14 protein-coding genes and 1 tRNA gene are annotated in these 16,100 nt (G+C 45.1%); 4 read left to right on the forward strand and 11 right to left on the reverse strand.

Features of this window, described 5'->3' with window-relative positions:
• Positions 1–5 precede the first annotated feature (5 nt).
• From EL29_RS14635 to EL29_RS14680, 10 genes are all read right to left on the reverse strand, one after another.
• On the reverse strand, positions 6–1,109 hold the full coding sequence (locus EL29_RS14635) for an ATP-grasp domain-containing protein (RefSeq protein WP_013027154.1): 1,104 nt from the start codon (positions 1,107–1,109) through the stop codon (positions 6–8).
• Positions 1,106–1,570 carry a GNAT family N-acetyltransferase gene (locus tag EL29_RS14640; RefSeq protein ID WP_158279691.1) on the reverse strand — a complete coding sequence of 155 codons (465 nt, stop codon included), beginning with the start codon at positions 1,568–1,570 and terminating at the stop codon, positions 1,106–1,108. Before EL29_RS14640 ends, EL29_RS14635 begins: the two co-directional genes overlap by 4 nt.
• A gap of 1 nt (position 1,571) precedes the next feature.
• Positions 1,572–2,339 (reverse strand): class I SAM-dependent methyltransferase, encoded by a 768-nt coding sequence (locus tag EL29_RS14645; protein ID WP_013027156.1) that lies wholly within the window; start codon positions 2,337–2,339, stop codon positions 1,572–1,574.
• Positions 2,329–2,862, reverse strand: a complete 534-nt coding sequence (locus EL29_RS14650) for a LeuD/DmdB family oxidoreductase small subunit (protein WP_014605076.1) — start codon at positions 2,860–2,862, stop codon at positions 2,329–2,331. The genes EL29_RS14645 and EL29_RS14650 overlap by 11 nt, the downstream gene beginning before the upstream one ends.
• On the reverse strand, positions 2,855–4,093 hold the full coding sequence (locus tag EL29_RS14655; protein ID WP_014605075.1) for a 3-isopropylmalate dehydratase large subunit: 1,239 nt from the start codon (positions 4,091–4,093) through the stop codon (positions 2,855–2,857). The genes EL29_RS14650 and EL29_RS14655 overlap by 8 nt, the downstream gene beginning before the upstream one ends.
• 6 nt (positions 4,094–4,099) lie before the next feature.
• The gene (locus EL29_RS14660; RefSeq protein ID WP_013027159.1) at positions 4,100–5,221 is read right to left on the reverse strand and encodes a hydroxymethylglutaryl-CoA lyase-like TIM-barrel protein; all 1,122 of its coding nucleotides are present in this window, start codon (positions 5,219–5,221) and stop codon (positions 4,100–4,102) included.
• 21 nt (positions 5,222–5,242) lie between these two features.
• Positions 5,243–6,571 (reverse strand): LLM class flavin-dependent oxidoreductase, encoded by a 1,329-nt coding sequence (locus EL29_RS14665; RefSeq protein WP_014605074.1) that lies wholly within the window; start codon positions 6,569–6,571, stop codon positions 5,243–5,245.
• Between the two features lie 11 nt (positions 6,572–6,582).
• The gene (gene aepX, locus EL29_RS14670; protein ID WP_013027161.1) at positions 6,583–7,437 is read right to left on the reverse strand and encodes a phosphoenolpyruvate mutase; all 855 of its coding nucleotides are present in this window, start codon (positions 7,435–7,437) and stop codon (positions 6,583–6,585) included.
• A 2,900-nt stretch (positions 7,438–10,337) separates the two neighbouring features.
• Complete coding sequence (locus EL29_RS23125) at positions 10,338–10,499, reverse strand: hypothetical protein (protein WP_227022900.1); 162 nt, start codon at positions 10,497–10,499, stop codon at positions 10,338–10,340.
• Positions 10,500–10,789: 290 nt separating this feature from the next.
• Positions 10,790–10,865: transfer RNA gene (locus EL29_RS14680), tRNA-Phe, on the reverse strand.
• A 294-nt stretch (positions 10,866–11,159) separates the two neighbouring features.
• Here EL29_RS14680 and EL29_RS14685 point away from each other — a divergent pair.
• The 4 genes from EL29_RS14685 to EL29_RS14700 are packed head-to-tail and all read left to right on the forward strand — an operon-like array spanning position 11,160 to position 14,076.
• Positions 11,160–12,389: a SpoIIE family protein phosphatase gene (locus EL29_RS14685; RefSeq protein WP_013027163.1), complete on the forward strand. Its 1,230-nt coding sequence runs from the start codon at positions 11,160–11,162 to the stop codon at positions 12,387–12,389.
• 16 nt (positions 12,390–12,405) lie between these two features.
• Positions 12,406–12,972 (forward strand): SiaB family protein kinase, encoded by a 567-nt coding sequence (locus tag EL29_RS14690; RefSeq protein WP_019106825.1) that lies wholly within the window; start codon positions 12,406–12,408, stop codon positions 12,970–12,972.
• A 10-nt stretch (positions 12,973–12,982) separates the two neighbouring features.
• Positions 12,983–13,369, forward strand: a complete 387-nt coding sequence (locus EL29_RS14695; protein ID WP_202631168.1) for a DUF1987 domain-containing protein — start codon at positions 12,983–12,985, stop codon at positions 13,367–13,369.
• Positions 13,366–14,076, forward strand: a complete 711-nt coding sequence (locus EL29_RS14700) for a GGDEF domain-containing protein (protein WP_028715790.1) — start codon at positions 13,366–13,368, stop codon at positions 14,074–14,076. The genes EL29_RS14695 and EL29_RS14700 overlap by 4 nt, the downstream gene beginning before the upstream one ends.
• On the opposite strand, the gene mrdA2 is transcribed toward EL29_RS14700, so the two are convergent.
• Entirely contained in the window at positions 14,073–15,956 is a 1,884-nt protein-coding gene (gene mrdA2, locus EL29_RS14705) for a peptidoglycan DD-transpeptidase MrdA2 (RefSeq protein WP_014605069.1), read from the reverse strand. The two genes, EL29_RS14700 and mrdA2, sit on opposite strands and share 4 nt — an antisense overlap.
• Positions 15,957–16,100: the final 144 nt, after the last annotated feature.

Below are 16,100 nucleotides of genomic sequence, written 5' to 3' on the forward strand. Positions count from 1 at the left end.
GAATCTTACTCTTGTCTGTCAGAAATATCATGCAAAAAATTCCTTATTTCTTCTAAGGATGATGAAGAAACATAAATCATATGATTAAAAGACGTTGAACTGGGAACTGCGGGTTTAGCAGCATTCTCACGCAAATTTACATATTTATCCACGGATACTTTTGACGTACTTCTGATATCATCGACCGGGAAAGAAGAACATATCCCAATAGCAGCACAATATTTATCGGACTTATGATTTAGGGGTAAAATAAATTCTTTATCAATCTGAGAATAAATAAATGCCTCCCAGAAATCGACGCCTCTATACATATAATACATATCGGTCACACCCGCTCCGGGAGGGCGGATACCAAACTCACCGAGTATAAATCCATCCTGAGTATGATACATTTCAATATGAAAAACGCCATTAGTCATTTCAAAATGACTTTGCAAATTCGTGGCAAGTATTAAGGCATCTTCATGAAGCCGTGTGCCATCGGGTAAGTTGATACTGGCTCTGTTTTTACTTTTTGCCTCGAGTATAGGCCTGTCGTAAATTGACAGTGTTGAAAAGAGGATATTACCGTCTTTGATTATACAATCAAGATGATATTCATCTCTCATTAAAACCTTTTCTTCAATTAACATCAATTTGTTATTTTCATTAAGATATTGGTTTAAGTCTTCCTGTGTGACTGTTTCGACATGTTTTGCAGAACTACCTGTAAGAGGTTTTACGATGTAATCTTTCTGGGATGACAGTAAAAGATTCTCTGAATTGATGATCTCACCTGATAGCCAGAACTTTGGACAGGATAAAAAACCTGAGCAAAAATTACGCATCAGGAATTTATTGGTTGCAATTGTACTTTTATAATATTTTTCACCATAAAGTGAATAACGATTACGCAATAACCCAGCCAAAGCGATAAAATCCTCAGAACTGGCTATAACATAACTGAATGATTTTTTATGCATTAAATCATCTGAAAGATTAATGATATAATCTATACTTTCGTTATCCAGTGTTCCTCTGTCAATAATAATAAATTCTATCTCATTGAGCCCTTTGATGACTCTTTCCATATTACTTTTCAACCCAATAACCAATGCTTTTTTATTCATGGCTTTTCACCGTTTAATTTTAAAATAAATACACTATGCATATTTGTCTGGTATTTATGATAAAAGTAAAATCCTTTACTTTCAAAATAGCGTCGGTTATAGCTTAGCGAATCTCGCAAAACGATCTTCATAAAATCCTTTCTTTTTTCATACGCTATTTTCTTCAGTTTATGAAATAATTCATTCCCTACTCCCATTTTTCTGAATGGTGGTGTGACGCAGAGAAAATGGAAGTCCAGATAAATATCATAAAGTTCATATCTCACTGCCCCCACAATGTCTGACTTGTATTTCGCGACTAGCCACTTCGAGGATTCCTGAGCAATGATATTTTCAGTAAACTGCAAAGCGGTAGGTGAGAAATTCAGTGTATAAGGTTCGTAAACTTTTTCTAAAGCCTTTCTTAACAGCTTCGCATCTTCATACGAAGCTTGTTCAATGCTGATGTCCTGAATCGTCATGCTATGAATCATCACGCTTCTTAGCTATAAATAACTCACTTATATAATCTATGCTAATTTTTCCACCAACTGAGTGTTCGTCAATCAAGATTTCAATCTCCTTCCAGAATCCATTACGATCGTTCTCAATAGCTCTTTGTACCTGGGTTGAGGAAGAAATGAATCCAAAAAAATCTTCTGAAATCATTTCCATAGTCCACCCTGTGACGACTTTCTTAAAGTTAGCAATAGGCAATTTAAAAACATTGGTGATTTCATTTTCATAGTCATAGTCGCGATAATGTCTGCTGTAACCTGGACTAAATTTCTCTAGCAAACCTTCATATTTGTTAAGCATTTCATTATTTCTGTAATCTCGATTGTTTTGCAAAACTGCAAAAACCCCGCCCTTATTTAAAGATTTTATCGAAACTTCTAATGTTTTAGCTCTATCCATCCATTGGAAGGACTGTGCCGCCATAATGACGTCAATACGGCTTTTATCAGAAAGAATATCTTCCGCTTTTCCTTTAACCCAAGTCGTACCAGGCAGTTTTTCCCTTCCTTTTTTTATCATATCTTCAGAAATATCTATCGCCGTGAAATCATAGTGTTTTCCAGTGACACGTGTCATACCTTCAATAGCAATACCTGTGCCTGCGCCAATATCGTATATATTTTTGGCAGACGGCTGCATCCAGTCATGGATTTCCTTGAAAAGGATTGCAGGATAACGGGGACGATATTTATCATAGTTATCAGCCAAACCATCAAACTTTTCACTTTTCATTGCTATAACCTCTTAAAATATCACCTTTTTTTTCCATAATTTTATTTATGGTGTAGGGTATTATGCCACCTGCACTGACAATTGCCGTCATCTGCGAGCTGGGAGGGAAAAAATTTATTTGATTATTTTCTGTATAAATTACCCCTCCAGTCAGTTCTATTTTAATTTCACTTAAATCTGCAAGTTCACTCGTATCGACCTCAATCGCATGTAAACCCAAATTCCAAGAGTTCCTAAAAAAAATCCTCCCGAAAGAAGGGGAAAATACATATTTAACACCACATGCCAACAGAGTTGTTACTGCCTGCTCCCGCGAACTCCCTATACCGAATATTTGATCACATACAAGCACATCATTGATACTGAGCGTTTCCCTAAATCCGGGAAAACGGCTCTCAAAAAGATGCGGTGCCAGCTGGGCCGGCTCGGTATACATATGTTTATAGCGCGCAGGTATAATATCGTCGGTCGAGATGTTCCCTTCCACGCGTCTGACGCGATAATTTTCAGCAGTTTTACTCATATGCGGACTCTCCCTCAAAATGTGGAACAGTGCCGTTCAATGCAACCATCGCTGCAGTTCGTGGAGAACATAAAAAGATGTCTGCCTCAGCATTCCCCATTCTTCCCTTAAAATTGCGGTTCATCGTACTTAATACTTTCTCCCCATCCGCAGGAATGGTTCCTTGGGTACCCACACAAGCTCCACAACCCGGTGGGGTGACAATAATGCCCGAGCGGATAAGCGTATCGATATATCCCGCCTGGAGAGCTTTTAGATAAACACTTTTCGATCCTGGCGTCAGAAGGCAGTGAATATCGGGATGTATTGTTTTACCAGCAACAATTTCGGCCACCTCTTTGATATCTTCAAGTCTGCTGTTAGTACAGCTTCCAATGAAAATATAATCAAATTTCAGACCCTCAAAGTCATTTGCAGGTTTAGCATACAAAGGACTGTGAGGTGGTGCGATATGGGGCATTAATTCTGATACAGAAAAATTGATGACACTGTCTGCCACTGAGGCATCCGCCTTCAATAGCCCCTCAGGCCTGCCTTGCCCATCTGGCATAAATATGCATTTGGCTCCTAACTCAACAGCCATACTTGCAAAACTTGCAGCTTCGTCAAGCGTTAGCTCTTCTGCCCATTCCCCTGAAACTTCGATCGATTTATAAAGAAATGGTGTTTGTCCGTACTTATTTAAAAGTGCCAACATGACATCTTTTGCCCGCACATCTTTTCCCGTTTTACCCTTAATACACAAATGGACTGTTTGAGGGACTTTCAACCACGTTTGTCCTGTTAACATAGCAACCAGAATATCCGAAGCCCCCATTCCCAGCGCTAAAGACTGTACGGCCCCCCCTGTACAAGTATGGGAATCTGCGCCCAGCACTATATTGCCGGGTTTAAATATTTTACTCTCCAGGGCAATGACGTGACTAATTCCCTCCCCTCGTGAATAGATGTTTATTCCAAGTTTTTTTGCAAATTCCATGGCCTCGTTGACACGTTTAGCCATGGTTTTATCAGGTACCAGAACTGAATGGTCGAAGAAGAACCCGATTTTATCGGGTTTTAGCACCTCAGACAGATGATAATCCTGAAACAGTTTTGCCACGGTCGGTGAATTTCCATCCTGAACATAGACGTAGTCAACATCTACCGTGATCAGTTCACCTGCTGAAACCTGACCTCTGCCACTGTGTGACGCAATGATCTGGTTAACAATCGGCTGATTACTTTTCATACCTGTTTACCCCGCGGTATACAGATCAACTAATACATGTGGAGGGATCCCACCGGGGTGGCGCACGGCATGACTTCTCACGCGTTCTAAACAGCGATCAAGAGCCTTATCGTCGGCAGCTTTCACGCCTGATTCTTCGAGAAAATGTTTGATAATGGCGCGACCGGAATGTTTACCCACGACCAGACGTCGTTCTCCTCCCACCGTAGCTGGGTCGAAGGGTTCAAAAGTACTGCTGTCTTTGAGCATACCATTTGCGTGAATGCCCGATTCATGTGCAAAAACGTTATCGCCTACGATCGGCTGCCATGGACTGATTTTTTGATGGCTGTACCTGGCGACCGTTTCACTCAACGCGATTAATTTTGTTAAATCGAGCCCTAAATCAACCCCGTGGAAAAAGTGCAATGCCATAGCAACTTGTGCCAGGTCTGGCATTCCAGCCCTTTCACCAATGCCATTGACGCAGACATGAAAGTAGCGTGCTCCTGCTTCAATGCCTGCCAGCGTGTTAGCAACTGCAAAACCAAAATCATTGTGGCAATGGCACTGCAAATCGATGTTGACGTTCTTATTTAACAAAGAGACTTTTTCTTTGTATTGTGCAGGAGAAAGAATACCAATCGTGTCAGAGAGGCGAAGACGATCGGCTCCAGCCTCAGCAACTACCTGTGCATACTCCTGTAAGAATCCAATATCTGTTCGGCCTATATCTTCTGCGCTGATAGAAACAAACATCCCTTTGTCTTTGGCAAACTTAACTAAATCTGAAGCCGTCTTTACAAGCCAGGACTTATCTTTCTTAACGCTTTTCTCTAAATGGATAGCTGAAGTCGGTAGCCCGATATGCACCGCTTTGAATCCAAGTGAGATACTGTACTCAATGTCTTCAAGCACGCCTCGGTTCCACGCGATGATGTTAATTTCATTTTTTCTCTCTAACATTTCCGACAGAGCCTTTACTTCATCACCCTTCATCGCAGGTATTCCGGCTTCGATCCATTTAACGCCCATATTTGCAAGTAGATAAAAAATTTCTACTTTTTGCTCTGGTGTAAATGCAACACCTGGCGCCTGCTCACCATCACGTAAAGTGGTATCTTCAAGAATCAGATTTTTATTAAGCATTTTATATTTCCTCGCAATACATTATTGATTAAACAATTTATTAGTAGGTCTTTTAAGCCCCAGTTTTTCTCTTAATGTTCCAGTAGAATATGATTTTTTATACCATCCTCTTGCCTGAATAAGTGGAATGACATGATCGAAAAGATTAATAAGAGATTCAGGCATGAGAGGAGGCATAATGTTGAAACCATCACATGCTTCATTTTCAACCCACTTAATCATCTCATCTGCTAAATCTTGATAGGAACCTGTAAATGTATAATGTCCTCTTGAAATGATTATTTTTTCATAAAGTTGCTTGATAGATAGTTTTTCTTTTCGAGCTAAATCGATAATAATTTTTTGTCTACTCTGATTACCATTAGATTTCGGTAAATCTGGTAATGGTCCTTCAGGATCATTGTTTTTTAAATCAACCCCACCCAGTAAATCTGATAACATACTTAAGCCAAATGATTGAGGGATCAGTGCGTTGAGATCATTAAGCTTTTTACGGGCTTTAGATTCGTCACTTGCAATATAAAAGCTTAATCCGGGAAGAATAAGAAGTTCACTCTTTGACCTTCCGTATTTTTCCATTCGCCCTTTAAGATCATCATAGAATTTTTTTGCATCTTCAATATTGTTTTGTGCAGTAAAAACAATATCTGCTGTTTTTGCAGCTAACTCTTTTCCTTCCTCAGAGGAACCCGCCTGGACGATGACGGGATAGCCCTGAGGAGGGCGAGCTATGTTTAATGGGCCTTTTACATTAAAATATTCACCCTCAAAATTTATTTCCCGGTATTTATCCTTAACGAAGAATTGTCCACTGGTTTTATTCCTTACTAAAGCATTGTCTTCCCAGCTGTCCCACAAACCACTGATAACCTGCCATGCTTCCCAGGCCATATCATAACGCTTTGAATGTTCTGGATGAGCGGCAAGGCCAAAGTTTTTAGCCGCATCCGACTTTGAGGATGTCACCAGATTCCACCCTGCCCTTCCTTTGCTAATGTAATCCAGCGAAGCAAATTCCCTCGCAATGTTGTAAGGGTGTTTGTACGTCGTTGAAGCCGTCGCAACCAGCCCAATATTTTGTGTTTGAGATGCTAAATACGATAATAATGATAATGGCTCCAGTACAGATACCCTGCTGCCATAACCGTCCATATTGTCCTGAAATACAGAAGGCGTATCTGCAAGAAAAAGTAAATCAGCTAATCCTTTCTCACATACTCTTGCAAGATTGGCATACGTATCAATATCAAGCGCTGCCGCTGCATTTACGCCACTTTCGCGCCATGAAGCAGGATGATGTCCTGTTCCATACGATATATAGGCACCTATTATCATCTCTTTTTTTTTCATGGTCATTCTCTTTAAGGAATCAGTGAAATAATTTCCTTTACACTCATGCAAGATTTTTCTATCTCTGCCGTCCTGCCATATCTCAATATTTCTTTTGAAACATTTTCCATTGCTTTATAAGCAGCCCTGAGCATATGGTTTGCATAAATGATCACGTTAAAACCCGCTTCACTGAGTTCTCTGTTGCTGGTTGCAGAATAAGTAGTAGGAACACAAATTAATGGTACTGATGGATATTTTTTCCGAAATTTCGTACTGAATAAGAAAACCTCATCCGGAGTCTTCTTACAACTATGAATCATAATTCCGTCTGCCCCGGCTTCGACGTATGCGTCGGCACGTTCGAGTGCATGTTCTACGTCGAACCCTGCAATAAGACTTTCAAGTCTGGCTATGATCATAAAATCATCAATATAAACTGCAGATTTTCCTCTTTTAATCTTCTCTGAAAAATCATTAATATCTGCGAGAGTCTGTTCTACTTCAGTGCCGAACAAAGAATTTTTCTTTAATCCTGTTTTATCTTCGATGATGACGCCATTTACACCGTTGTTAATCATTCTTTTTACGTAATAACTAAAATGTTCTGGTTTTCCCCCCGTATCAGCATCCATGATGATGGGCATGTCTGTCACATTTCGGATATCAGCAATATTTTCTAACCTGCTGCTTAATGCCAGTGTTTCGTTATCGGGAATACCGCGAGATGCTGAGTCCGTTAACGAGCTTGACCATATACCGTCAAATTTGACAATACGGCCTTCTGAATTAGTTTGTTCTGCTTTAGACGCAATTAATGCGGAGAGCGGATTATGGGCCTCAATAAAAATCAGAGTACCCTTTTCTGCAATAAGTTTTTTGATCATATAAACACCTTTGATGCGTAAAGATGAGAAATTAAGACGCTCTTATAGAGTGCCTGCCTAAACGCTTTACATTTCCGTGGTGATAAAATGATCAATAAAAAATTTTTGAAAAAAGTCGTTCGTTTATTCAATACGCCTTTAAATTCTGGCTATCTGGTTTGGAGTATTTCGACACTGAAAATGCTTCAACATTAGTAATGTTAAACACTAACCGTGATTTATCACTGCCGTCACGCTTATGTCTGTGAACTATCTTATAGCTATCGCCCGACAATCTTATCAACTTAATTTATATTTCAATTTGTTAATCAAAGTGTAATCTTTTGTCAATTTTGCAAAAAAACCCTTAAAACCAACACTTTACATTGTTAAACTTTAATTAAAATTAAATTTAATGGCGGCAATTCGATATTAAACATTAGAAAAAAGCAATCTTTTACACTTAGGATAGTCACCACAAAAAACATGTAACAGATGAAACTTATTCATGTTTTTAACTCTATGTATTTTTTGATGTAACTTTTAGTACGAAACAATTTGTTTCTTTTGTTAATAAACTTTGTTTTAATTTGTTTATACTCAAGCGTTCTCCGTGTGCCGCCACTTCCAAGTAAATGAGATTTATCTTATATCCGAGGTTAATTATCTTATCTCAAGCTCCACGATAATGACTTTTGGAAAATTGCTTAAGGCGGGGGATAAATTGATCTTACACGCCTCACTTTGACTGTTACTGAATCCCCTGTTTTCATCTTGGGTGATAAGATCCGCATTTTGGGACAGATAACGTTGGTGGCATTATTCGTTCATGGCATAACCGTTGAAAGCAGCCGAGTGAGTACGATCCTTCCATTCAGTACCGTGATATGTTTCCGGGTTTTTTCTTCGCTCAGCATAAATTCCCTTTCTGACGTTCTTCTTTATAGGTGTTGGGGCCGATATATAATAAATGGCCTGCCAGTTAGGTTTATCTCCCCAAGACTTAATCACCAGTATGTCTCTCTGAATATAAAGTTCATACAGCGGTCACTCAGCCTGGACCAGATTGCGCTCCGCACGCTTTACAGAACGCTCTCGACGTTCTACGGTTTGTATGTCCGTATCTCTCTCTGAATCCAGTAAGTTGATTTTACTATGCAAATTCTTCATAAACACTCCAGAGGCTTACCGGGCATAGTAAATTAGGTCGCGTTAATAAAGGGCTCAACGTAATGAATGTGTGCATGCTCTTCGCAGCACACATTCATAGTCAGCATTCTCCTTCATGGTTCTGAAGCACCGTACAATCCGGTGCCAGCTGACAGCTCTACTCCTCTTCAATGCGTGTCCCCGTATGAATCTGACTGAAAAGACGCTTCGTCCAGGCATCAGTGACTAGCTTAAGATCGGATGTGATATACATCGATTTAATAAAGCTCCTTTCCTTGTGGCGGAGCTACCAGCTATATCAGACGTGCGGCTAACCTCAATCGTCAGCCTGTTATTTCCCGCCCAGTTTCTGGACATGCAGTAATAGTTGCCGGGCTCTGCTGACCAGATGGTGCCCTCTAAAACGGCCGAGGCTGAGCAGTCTGTATTCTTTTGGCCGCTGTTATGCGCGGCCGCTACACCCGCGTCATAGACGAAGCCAAACTTTTCCTTCAGATGCACCACCGTATTGATCGGTACGAAAAGTGGGCCGTAAGCATCGTCGACCTGAAGATGCCACGCGGGTTCCCCCATGGCATCGTTAAATGCTTCAGTCCATAACGCGATATTTCGATCGTTCAAATCGAATACATGTCTGTAATCAGTGTGGACATCCCTTTTATGAATTAACATTCGAAATTATTTTTTCGGTTAAGAAGTTATTTTCAACAGCATTTCCGGCCATCTGGTGCGTAACATGCAATGCCACTGCCGGGAGAAAATTTCCAATTGCATCAGGGCAGGGCGCGGGCAGAATCTCTCAAAGGGACGCCTTTTAGCAGGTTGCGATTAAGTCAGCCCCACACCTTCAGGTAGCCCCTGAGTCTGACCCCAGGTAAGATGCAACCACAACTCGATTTCCCTCCGCTAACGAAACTCGAACACCTTCGACCAGTACTCTCTCACGCGCTGATGTATGAGCTCGACGGTAGGCTGCCAGAGGGGACAGATGAAAGGTGATGCATTTTCTGCGGCTCAGCATACAGAGCTTCTTGAGCAGCGGAGGAGTCCGTCAGTCAAATGATCTGAGCAGAAACAGCGTGGAGGCGGTAAACCGCCAATTAAGCGTGAATGAAGGTAATATGATGGACATTTCGTAAGACTTTGACGAGTCAGTTTCAGCCCTGGCACAATTAAAATTATTTTTGTGCTTTATCTTGTTTCCTACGTAACAAGAGGCTTAGCTTCACTAATCGGTTTTTTCATCAATATAAGAAACAGGAAAAACAGATATAGAACGCACGCACCTCAATAAGCTAACCAAATCTTTCTGGATTAATATTATTATCAGTTTTTTATTGCTTTTAATTTTTCATCGGGTTCATTATTTTAGCTATATGATTAGCCCGTCCTTTGCACAAATAGATAACCCCCTTACCAAATCAAACCACTCCTCAAAATTAACATATAAGCTATAAAAAACAGTGTAGTGATACTCAGATAGCTTAAATAAATATGTATTTTACATGGACTAACAATTAAAAATTGAAATATATTTCAATAAATTAGTCAGCTTAGCAATAGCCTGCTCATTAACTGTAAAACTTCCTTATGCTTTTTGAGCAATTTACACTATTTCTTAGCTTCGTATGCCCGTCTTTTCTCGATCATTCTTATATAGAAATCATGAAATTCTTTATATTGGCTTTCTCTGATTTCTTTAGGAAGCATTTCACGAGATTTTGACCAGGCATCCAATTCCGACTTGCATTTTATGTATGCGTCGTCAACGATTTTTTGGCTGGAATTTTTGTGTTTATGAAAGGAATCGTATTGTCATTGAGGCATTCCACTTCGGGTGTCATAAAACCGGGAGTATCTGAGAATGCCAACGCAGGATATAAGATGCCTAAAAATAATGTACGTTTCATCATACAGCTTCCTGTTGCTGTTTAGCCTGCTTGGTTATCCAGGGAATAATTCGCTTCTGCGGTATCTCATCAGCTCGCACACGGCGAAGCTGCGTGTTGTGCAAGGCAATGACGAAATGCGCCTCTGTGCCATCCCCGCCCATATGCTTTCAGCATCACATAGTGAAAATGCCGACCATCGAAACCGTAAACCAGAACATTACGATCGCGTAAATCAACCTTACCCCAACAACATCACAGCGTTAAAGCCCTCAAACGCAAAAACCCCCGCCGAAGCGAGGGTTTCAAATTTGTGGTGCCCGAACCCGGAATCGAACCAGGGACACGGGGATTTTCAATCCCCTGCTCTACCGACTGAGCTATTCGGGCAACGGGGCGCATTAAACCTTAAGCAGGCCCCAGCGTCAAACGCTTTTCACAAAAATGAAATCAACTGACGGGTTTTCCATCAACCAGAAGGGGAACGGGCGAAAATTTAGCAATCCGCCCAATTAACCGCCGGATTTTCGCGCTGCAGAACGCCCTCTGGCAGGCTATTTTTCGCTGCTATTTTGCTTTAACTGCGATTTATCGGCCCTCTTTTTACCAACCGTTTTTTTGCCATAAATCCGTCATCTGCGCTCATTACTCTAAGATTATTCCTGGACAATCAAGAGCCGCATCATGCAGTTACCCGCCTCTGTGAATACTGTGGTTTCCGCCTCAAGCCGCTATGACGCGCGGGTGTTATGCATTGAGGTCCCTTTTGTCAGTCCGGAGACAGATAACCGTGCCGTCATGGCACTCTTTGCCGAACACAAAGATCTGATCGGGTTGCCCGTGGTGGAAAACGGCAAGCCGTTCGGCATGATCAACCGCCACATCTTTTTGTCGCAGATGGCGCGCCCTTTCTTTCCCGAACTCTATGACCGCAAGAGCTGCATTGCCTTTATGGATAAGTTCCCGCTGGTGATTGACGTGGAAAATACGCTGGAAAGCGTTGCGCAGCAGGTCGTGGCCAACGGGGATAAGTCCGTCGCCGACGGGTTTATCCTGACGGAGAACGGGCACTATATCGGCATTGGCTTGGGGATCGATCTGATTCGCCGCGTCTCCGATTTACAGGCGCGCCAGCATCAGCAAATTTTACAAAGCATTGATTACGCGCGAGTCATTCAGGACGCGATGCTGGATCGTTCCAACCAGCTGATTGCCTCCCTGCTCGACGACTGGTGTTTGTACTGGCAGCCCCGAGACGGCGTGGGCGGCGATTACTACGCTTTTCACCGCCATGACAATGGCTGGCTGGCGGTCATCGCCGACTGCACGGGCCACGGAATTCCAGGCGCTTTTATGACGGTGATTTTGCAGTCTGCGCTGGAAAACGCGCTGCGCGAGGCCGATCTGCAGGCACCTGCCAGCATCCTGCATGCCCTTAATCACCATATTAAACAAACCCTGGGCCAGCTGAACGCCTCCCAGCAAACCTCACTCTCTAACGACGGCTGCGATGCCATCGTGATGTCAGTTGATACCGGGCTGCATCAGCTACGCTGGGCCAGCGCCCGAACCCAGGCATTTATGCTCAGCAACATCAGTAATGAAATTATCTCGCTCAGTCAGGATCGCGTCGGCGTCGGCTATACCGATACGCCGGAAGACTATCACTGGCCTGAACAGAGCCTGGCGTTTAATCCGGGCGACATGCTGTTTGTCCTCACGGATGGCGTCACCGATCAACCGGGTGGCGAACGGAATATCATGTTTGGCAATAAGCGTATTCAGTCTCTGCTGATGCGCTATCAGCATTTGCCTATGGCGGAGTTATCGCTGGCGTTTCAGCAAGACTATTTAAGCTGGCAAGGTAATCAGGCGCGACGCGATGACGTCACCTGGTTTGGCTTTCGCTATTGACTGCACCGGGAAGAAAATGAAAAACGAGTCACTACGGGGTCTGCCCTTTAATACCGAATCGCAGTCCGGCCTTATTGCATTGCAGTATACCGGCTTTTTTTCACCGCAGAACATCACGGCGATGGGCGAAGTGGTCAAGCTGTTTCTGGAGAATCACGAGCAGTCGCAAAAAGTCAGGCGGCGGCTGTTCTCCAGCTTTGTCGAGATTGCGCAAAACATTCTGCGTTACTCGCAGGACAGCCGGGCGCTGAGCCACAACGATCAGCTGTATCGCTTTGGTTCATTGAGCCTGCGTTACGATGACGGTCGCTACTATCTGGAAAGCGCAAACCTGGTCGGCAGCGACGCCACTCATCAACTGCGCGGGGATCTGGATTCGCTGCGGGTGATGAATGCGGATGAAATTAAACAAGCTTACCGAAACCGGTTACGCGCTGAGAGTCCGGTCTGGAGCAAAGGCGCCAATATCGGCTTGCTTACCCTGGCGCGCGACGTCAGTGAACCGCTGGAGTATTGTTTCCAGCCACTGGAGGCCAGCGAGCTCTCTGCCTTTTGGCTTAAGGCCACTATCTGCCATGACTGAAGAGGCCCCTATGCAAATCATTCAACTTACCGCCACTGAATGTACGCCCGCCGTAGAGTTTGACTTTGTGGCCCACCGATTCTCCCTGCGGGGAGAATCCTGGCCAGAGAATGCCGCCGCCTTTTACCGTCCGCTGCAAAGCGCGCTGGAAAGCTGGCAGCCTCAGGCCAGCCAAGCGGCAGAGGTGAATATCGACCTGAGCTATTTCAACAGCTCAAGCACCAAGATGCTGTTTGGGCTGTTTGATCAGTTCAACAGGCTCGCGCAGAGCGGCTGCACGATCGTACTGAACTGGTTTTACGATGCCGAAGATGACGTGTCAGAAGAGTTTGGCGAAGAGCTGTCTCTGGATTTCACCGCGTTAACCGTGAAGCTGCATGCGGAACAGCGCCAATGACGCACCTCAATGAGCTGTTTCTGGAAGAAACCCAGGCACTCAATCAGGCCAGCCATGTCGCGGCGCAGCATAGCCTGCAGGCTGAAGAGTATCGGCAGGCGCTGCTACAGCTCAACGGGCACTACCAGCGGCTGATGCGTGAAACCTATCGGTTAATCTCACGCAGCGATCGGGCAGAGCGTGAGCTGAACCGGGTAAATGAGCAACTGAACGAGCTGGCAACGGAACTGGAGTACAAAGCCACGCACGATCCCCTGACGGATGTCTGGAACCGCAGCGCCATTATTCAACGCATCAGCGATACGCTGGACCAGGCGCCGGCGGCCTTAATCATTCTTGATATCGACTTCTTTAAACGCATCAATGATGAATACGGTCATCCCGTCGGGGATAAGGTGATTTGCGAATTGGTACATCGTATTCAGCGTAATACGCCTGCCATCGCCAGCATCGGTCGAATCGGCGGTGAAGAGTTCACCATCATGCTGCCCAATACCTGGCTGGGCGATGCGGTTATCGTCGCCGGAGCCATTCTCGCCTCGCTGAACGCTTCGCCGTTAAATGCGCTGCCGGAGCGGCTGGTCACGGCCAGCCTCGGCGTCAGCTGGGGCGCAGCAGGCACCCGGTTCGAAACGCTTTACACCCAGGCAGATGCCGCGCTGTACGATGCCAAAAAGCACGGGCGTAACCGGGTATTCTTCCGCTAGCCTGCCTGATGCTGTGCCACCTCAACGGGCGGCGGGGTGGTCGGCGGCAGGAAGATATGGTCAAGCAGCTTGCGCATCACCGGCGCGGCAACCACGCCTTCACTTCCGCCGTTTTCCAGAATCAACGCCACCGCAACTTTGGGGGCGCTGAAGGGCGCGAAGGCGGTATAAAACGTATGATCGCGCAGCCGTACCGGAATCATTTTGGCGTTGTAGGTCTGGTTTTCTTTCAGGCTGAACACCTGAGATGTCCCACTTTTCGCTGCAATGCCGTAAGGCGCGGTATGGAAATATTTATAGCCCGTCCCGTTCGGTGCGTTGGCCATGCCAAACATAGCGTGGCGCACTAATGACCAGTAGGGAGAATTCGGATCGCCAATCTGCGCCTGTGGCAGCTTAGGCTGATAGAGCTGAACCCGGGTGCCGAGCTGGGATTTTTCCAGTAAGTGCGGCGTAATCACCCGGCCATTATTAATCAAGGTTACCAGCGCCTTCACCATCTGAATCGGGGTCGCAATCCAGTAGCCCTGACCGATCCCCACCGACACCGTGTCCCCCTGATACCAGGGCTTTTTATGGACTTTCATTTTCCAGTCGCGGCTGGGTAGCAGGCCGCTGTACTCTTCGTTCAGGTCGATGCCTGTGGAGCGGCCGTAACCAAATTTGCTGAGCATGGTGTGAATGCGATCGATGCCCATCATAAAGGCCACCTGATAGAAGAAGGTATCTGCAGACTCTTCGATCGCTTTGGTGACATCGAGCGTGCCGTGGCCGCTTTTTTTCCAGTCACGGTAGCGACGGTCGGTGCCCGGCAGCGTCCATGTTGGGCCGCCAAAAAAGGTGGTTTGCGGCGTAATCACATGGGTTAACAGGGCAGACATCGCCATATAGGGTTTGACGGTGGAGGCCGGGGGATACAGGCCCTGGGTGACACGGTTAATCAGCGGCAGGTTTTTATCCTGCAGCAGCGTCTTGTAGGCTTTATAGCTAATGCCCTTCACAAAAGGGTTGGGATCGTAGCTGGGGCTGGAAACCATCGCCAGCACGGATCCGTCATGGGGATCTTCCACCAGCAATGCGGCACGCTGTCCGGCCAGCAGGCTTTCCGCATACTGTTGCAGATGCAGGTCCAGCGTCAGGGTGATGTTCTTGCCTGCTACCGGCGGCACTTCTTTCAGCACCCGGACAATGCGGCCATGGTTATCCACTTCCACTTCCTGATAGCCCGGCTTACCGTGCAGCAGGGATTCGTAATAGCCTTCAATCCCCTGCTTACCGATGTTGTGGTCAGCCGCGTAGTTTTCAGCAATGCCTTCGGCATTCAGCCGCTTATAGTCGTTATCATTGATTTTAGAGACGTAGCCGACAACATGCGCCAGATCGGCCCCATAGGGATATTCCCTGTCCTGATAGGTATCAATGCTGACGCCGGTAAACCGGAACTGGTTGACTGAAAAGCGCGCCACCTCTTCGTCGGTAAGTTCCTCTTTGAGGATAACCGGTTTGTAGCGGCTGTTCTGCCGGAGATCGTGCTGAAAACGCGCAATGTCGTCCGGTGTCAAATCGATAAGCGGCGTGAGCTGGCGCAGCACGTCCTTCATATCGTCCACTTTATACGGAGTGATAGTGATGTCGTACCAGGTCACATTGCGCACCAGCGGAATCCCGTTACGGTCGAAAATCAGCCCGCGCGTGGGCGCGATAGGGATCATTTTGATATCGTTTTGGTTTGAGCGCGTCTGGTAATAGCTGTGATCGCGTACCTGCAGGCGATACAGGTTTAAACCCAGGATGGTGAAGCAGATGCAGACCAGCACAAATGCCATAGCGGCACGGCGTACAAACAACTTCTCTTCAGCGTCGAAATTTCGAAAATTCATCAGGCAGGTATTTTCAGTCTGGCATGTTGTTATTTATTGTTCGGCTTCATGATAGTGGCATAAGCGGTCCTTGCCAGTAGCAAGATGCACAAGCCTGATGAAAAGTGTGTCATTTGATGAGAATGTTGCGAAATGAGCGGGAAG

Origin of the sequence: Pantoea ananatis LMG 2665 (assembly GCF_000710035.2) — a bacterium.
GTDB classification, from domain to species: domain Bacteria; phylum Pseudomonadota; class Gammaproteobacteria; order Enterobacterales; family Enterobacteriaceae; genus Pantoea; species Pantoea ananatis.

Coding starts and splice junctions, on each gene's coding strand:
- EL29_RS14700 (WP_028715790.1), top strand. CDS start 13,366: ATGACGCACCTCAATGAGCTGTTTCTGGAAGAAACCCAGGCACTCAAT.
- mrdA2 (WP_014605069.1), bottom strand. CDS start 15,956: ATGAATTTTCGAAATTTCGACGCTGAAGAGAAGTTGTTTGTACGCCGT.
- EL29_RS14665 (WP_014605074.1), bottom strand. CDS start 6,571: ATGAAAAAAAAAGAGATGATAATAGGTGCCTATATATCGTATGGAACA.
- EL29_RS14690 (WP_019106825.1), top strand. CDS start 12,406: ATGAAAAACGAGTCACTACGGGGTCTGCCCTTTAATACCGAATCGCAG.
- EL29_RS23125 (WP_227022900.1), bottom strand. CDS start 10,499: ATGATGAAACGTACATTATTTTTAGGCATCTTATATCCTGCGTTGGCA.
- EL29_RS14660 (WP_013027159.1), bottom strand. CDS start 5,221: ATGCTTAATAAAAATCTGATTCTTGAAGATACCACTTTACGTGATGGT.
- EL29_RS14655 (WP_014605075.1), bottom strand. CDS start 4,093: ATGAAAAGTAATCAGCCGATTGTTAACCAGATCATTGCGTCACACAGT.
- EL29_RS14640 (WP_158279691.1), bottom strand. CDS start 1,570: ATGACGATTCAGGACATCAGCATTGAACAAGCTTCGTATGAAGATGCG.
- aepX (WP_013027161.1), bottom strand. CDS start 7,437: ATGATCAAAAAACTTATTGCAGAAAAGGGTACTCTGATTTTTATTGAG.
- EL29_RS14685 (WP_013027163.1), top strand. CDS start 11,160: ATGCAGTTACCCGCCTCTGTGAATACTGTGGTTTCCGCCTCAAGCCGC.
- EL29_RS14650 (WP_014605076.1), bottom strand. CDS start 2,862: ATGAGTAAAACTGCTGAAAATTATCGCGTCAGACGCGTGGAAGGGAAC.
- EL29_RS14645 (WP_013027156.1), bottom strand. CDS start 2,339: ATGAAAAGTGAAAAGTTTGATGGTTTGGCTGATAACTATGATAAATAT.
- EL29_RS14695 (WP_202631168.1), top strand. CDS start 12,983: ATGCAAATCATTCAACTTACCGCCACTGAATGTACGCCCGCCGTAGAG.
- EL29_RS14635 (WP_013027154.1), bottom strand. CDS start 1,109: ATGAATAAAAAAGCATTGGTTATTGGGTTGAAAAGTAATATGGAAAGA.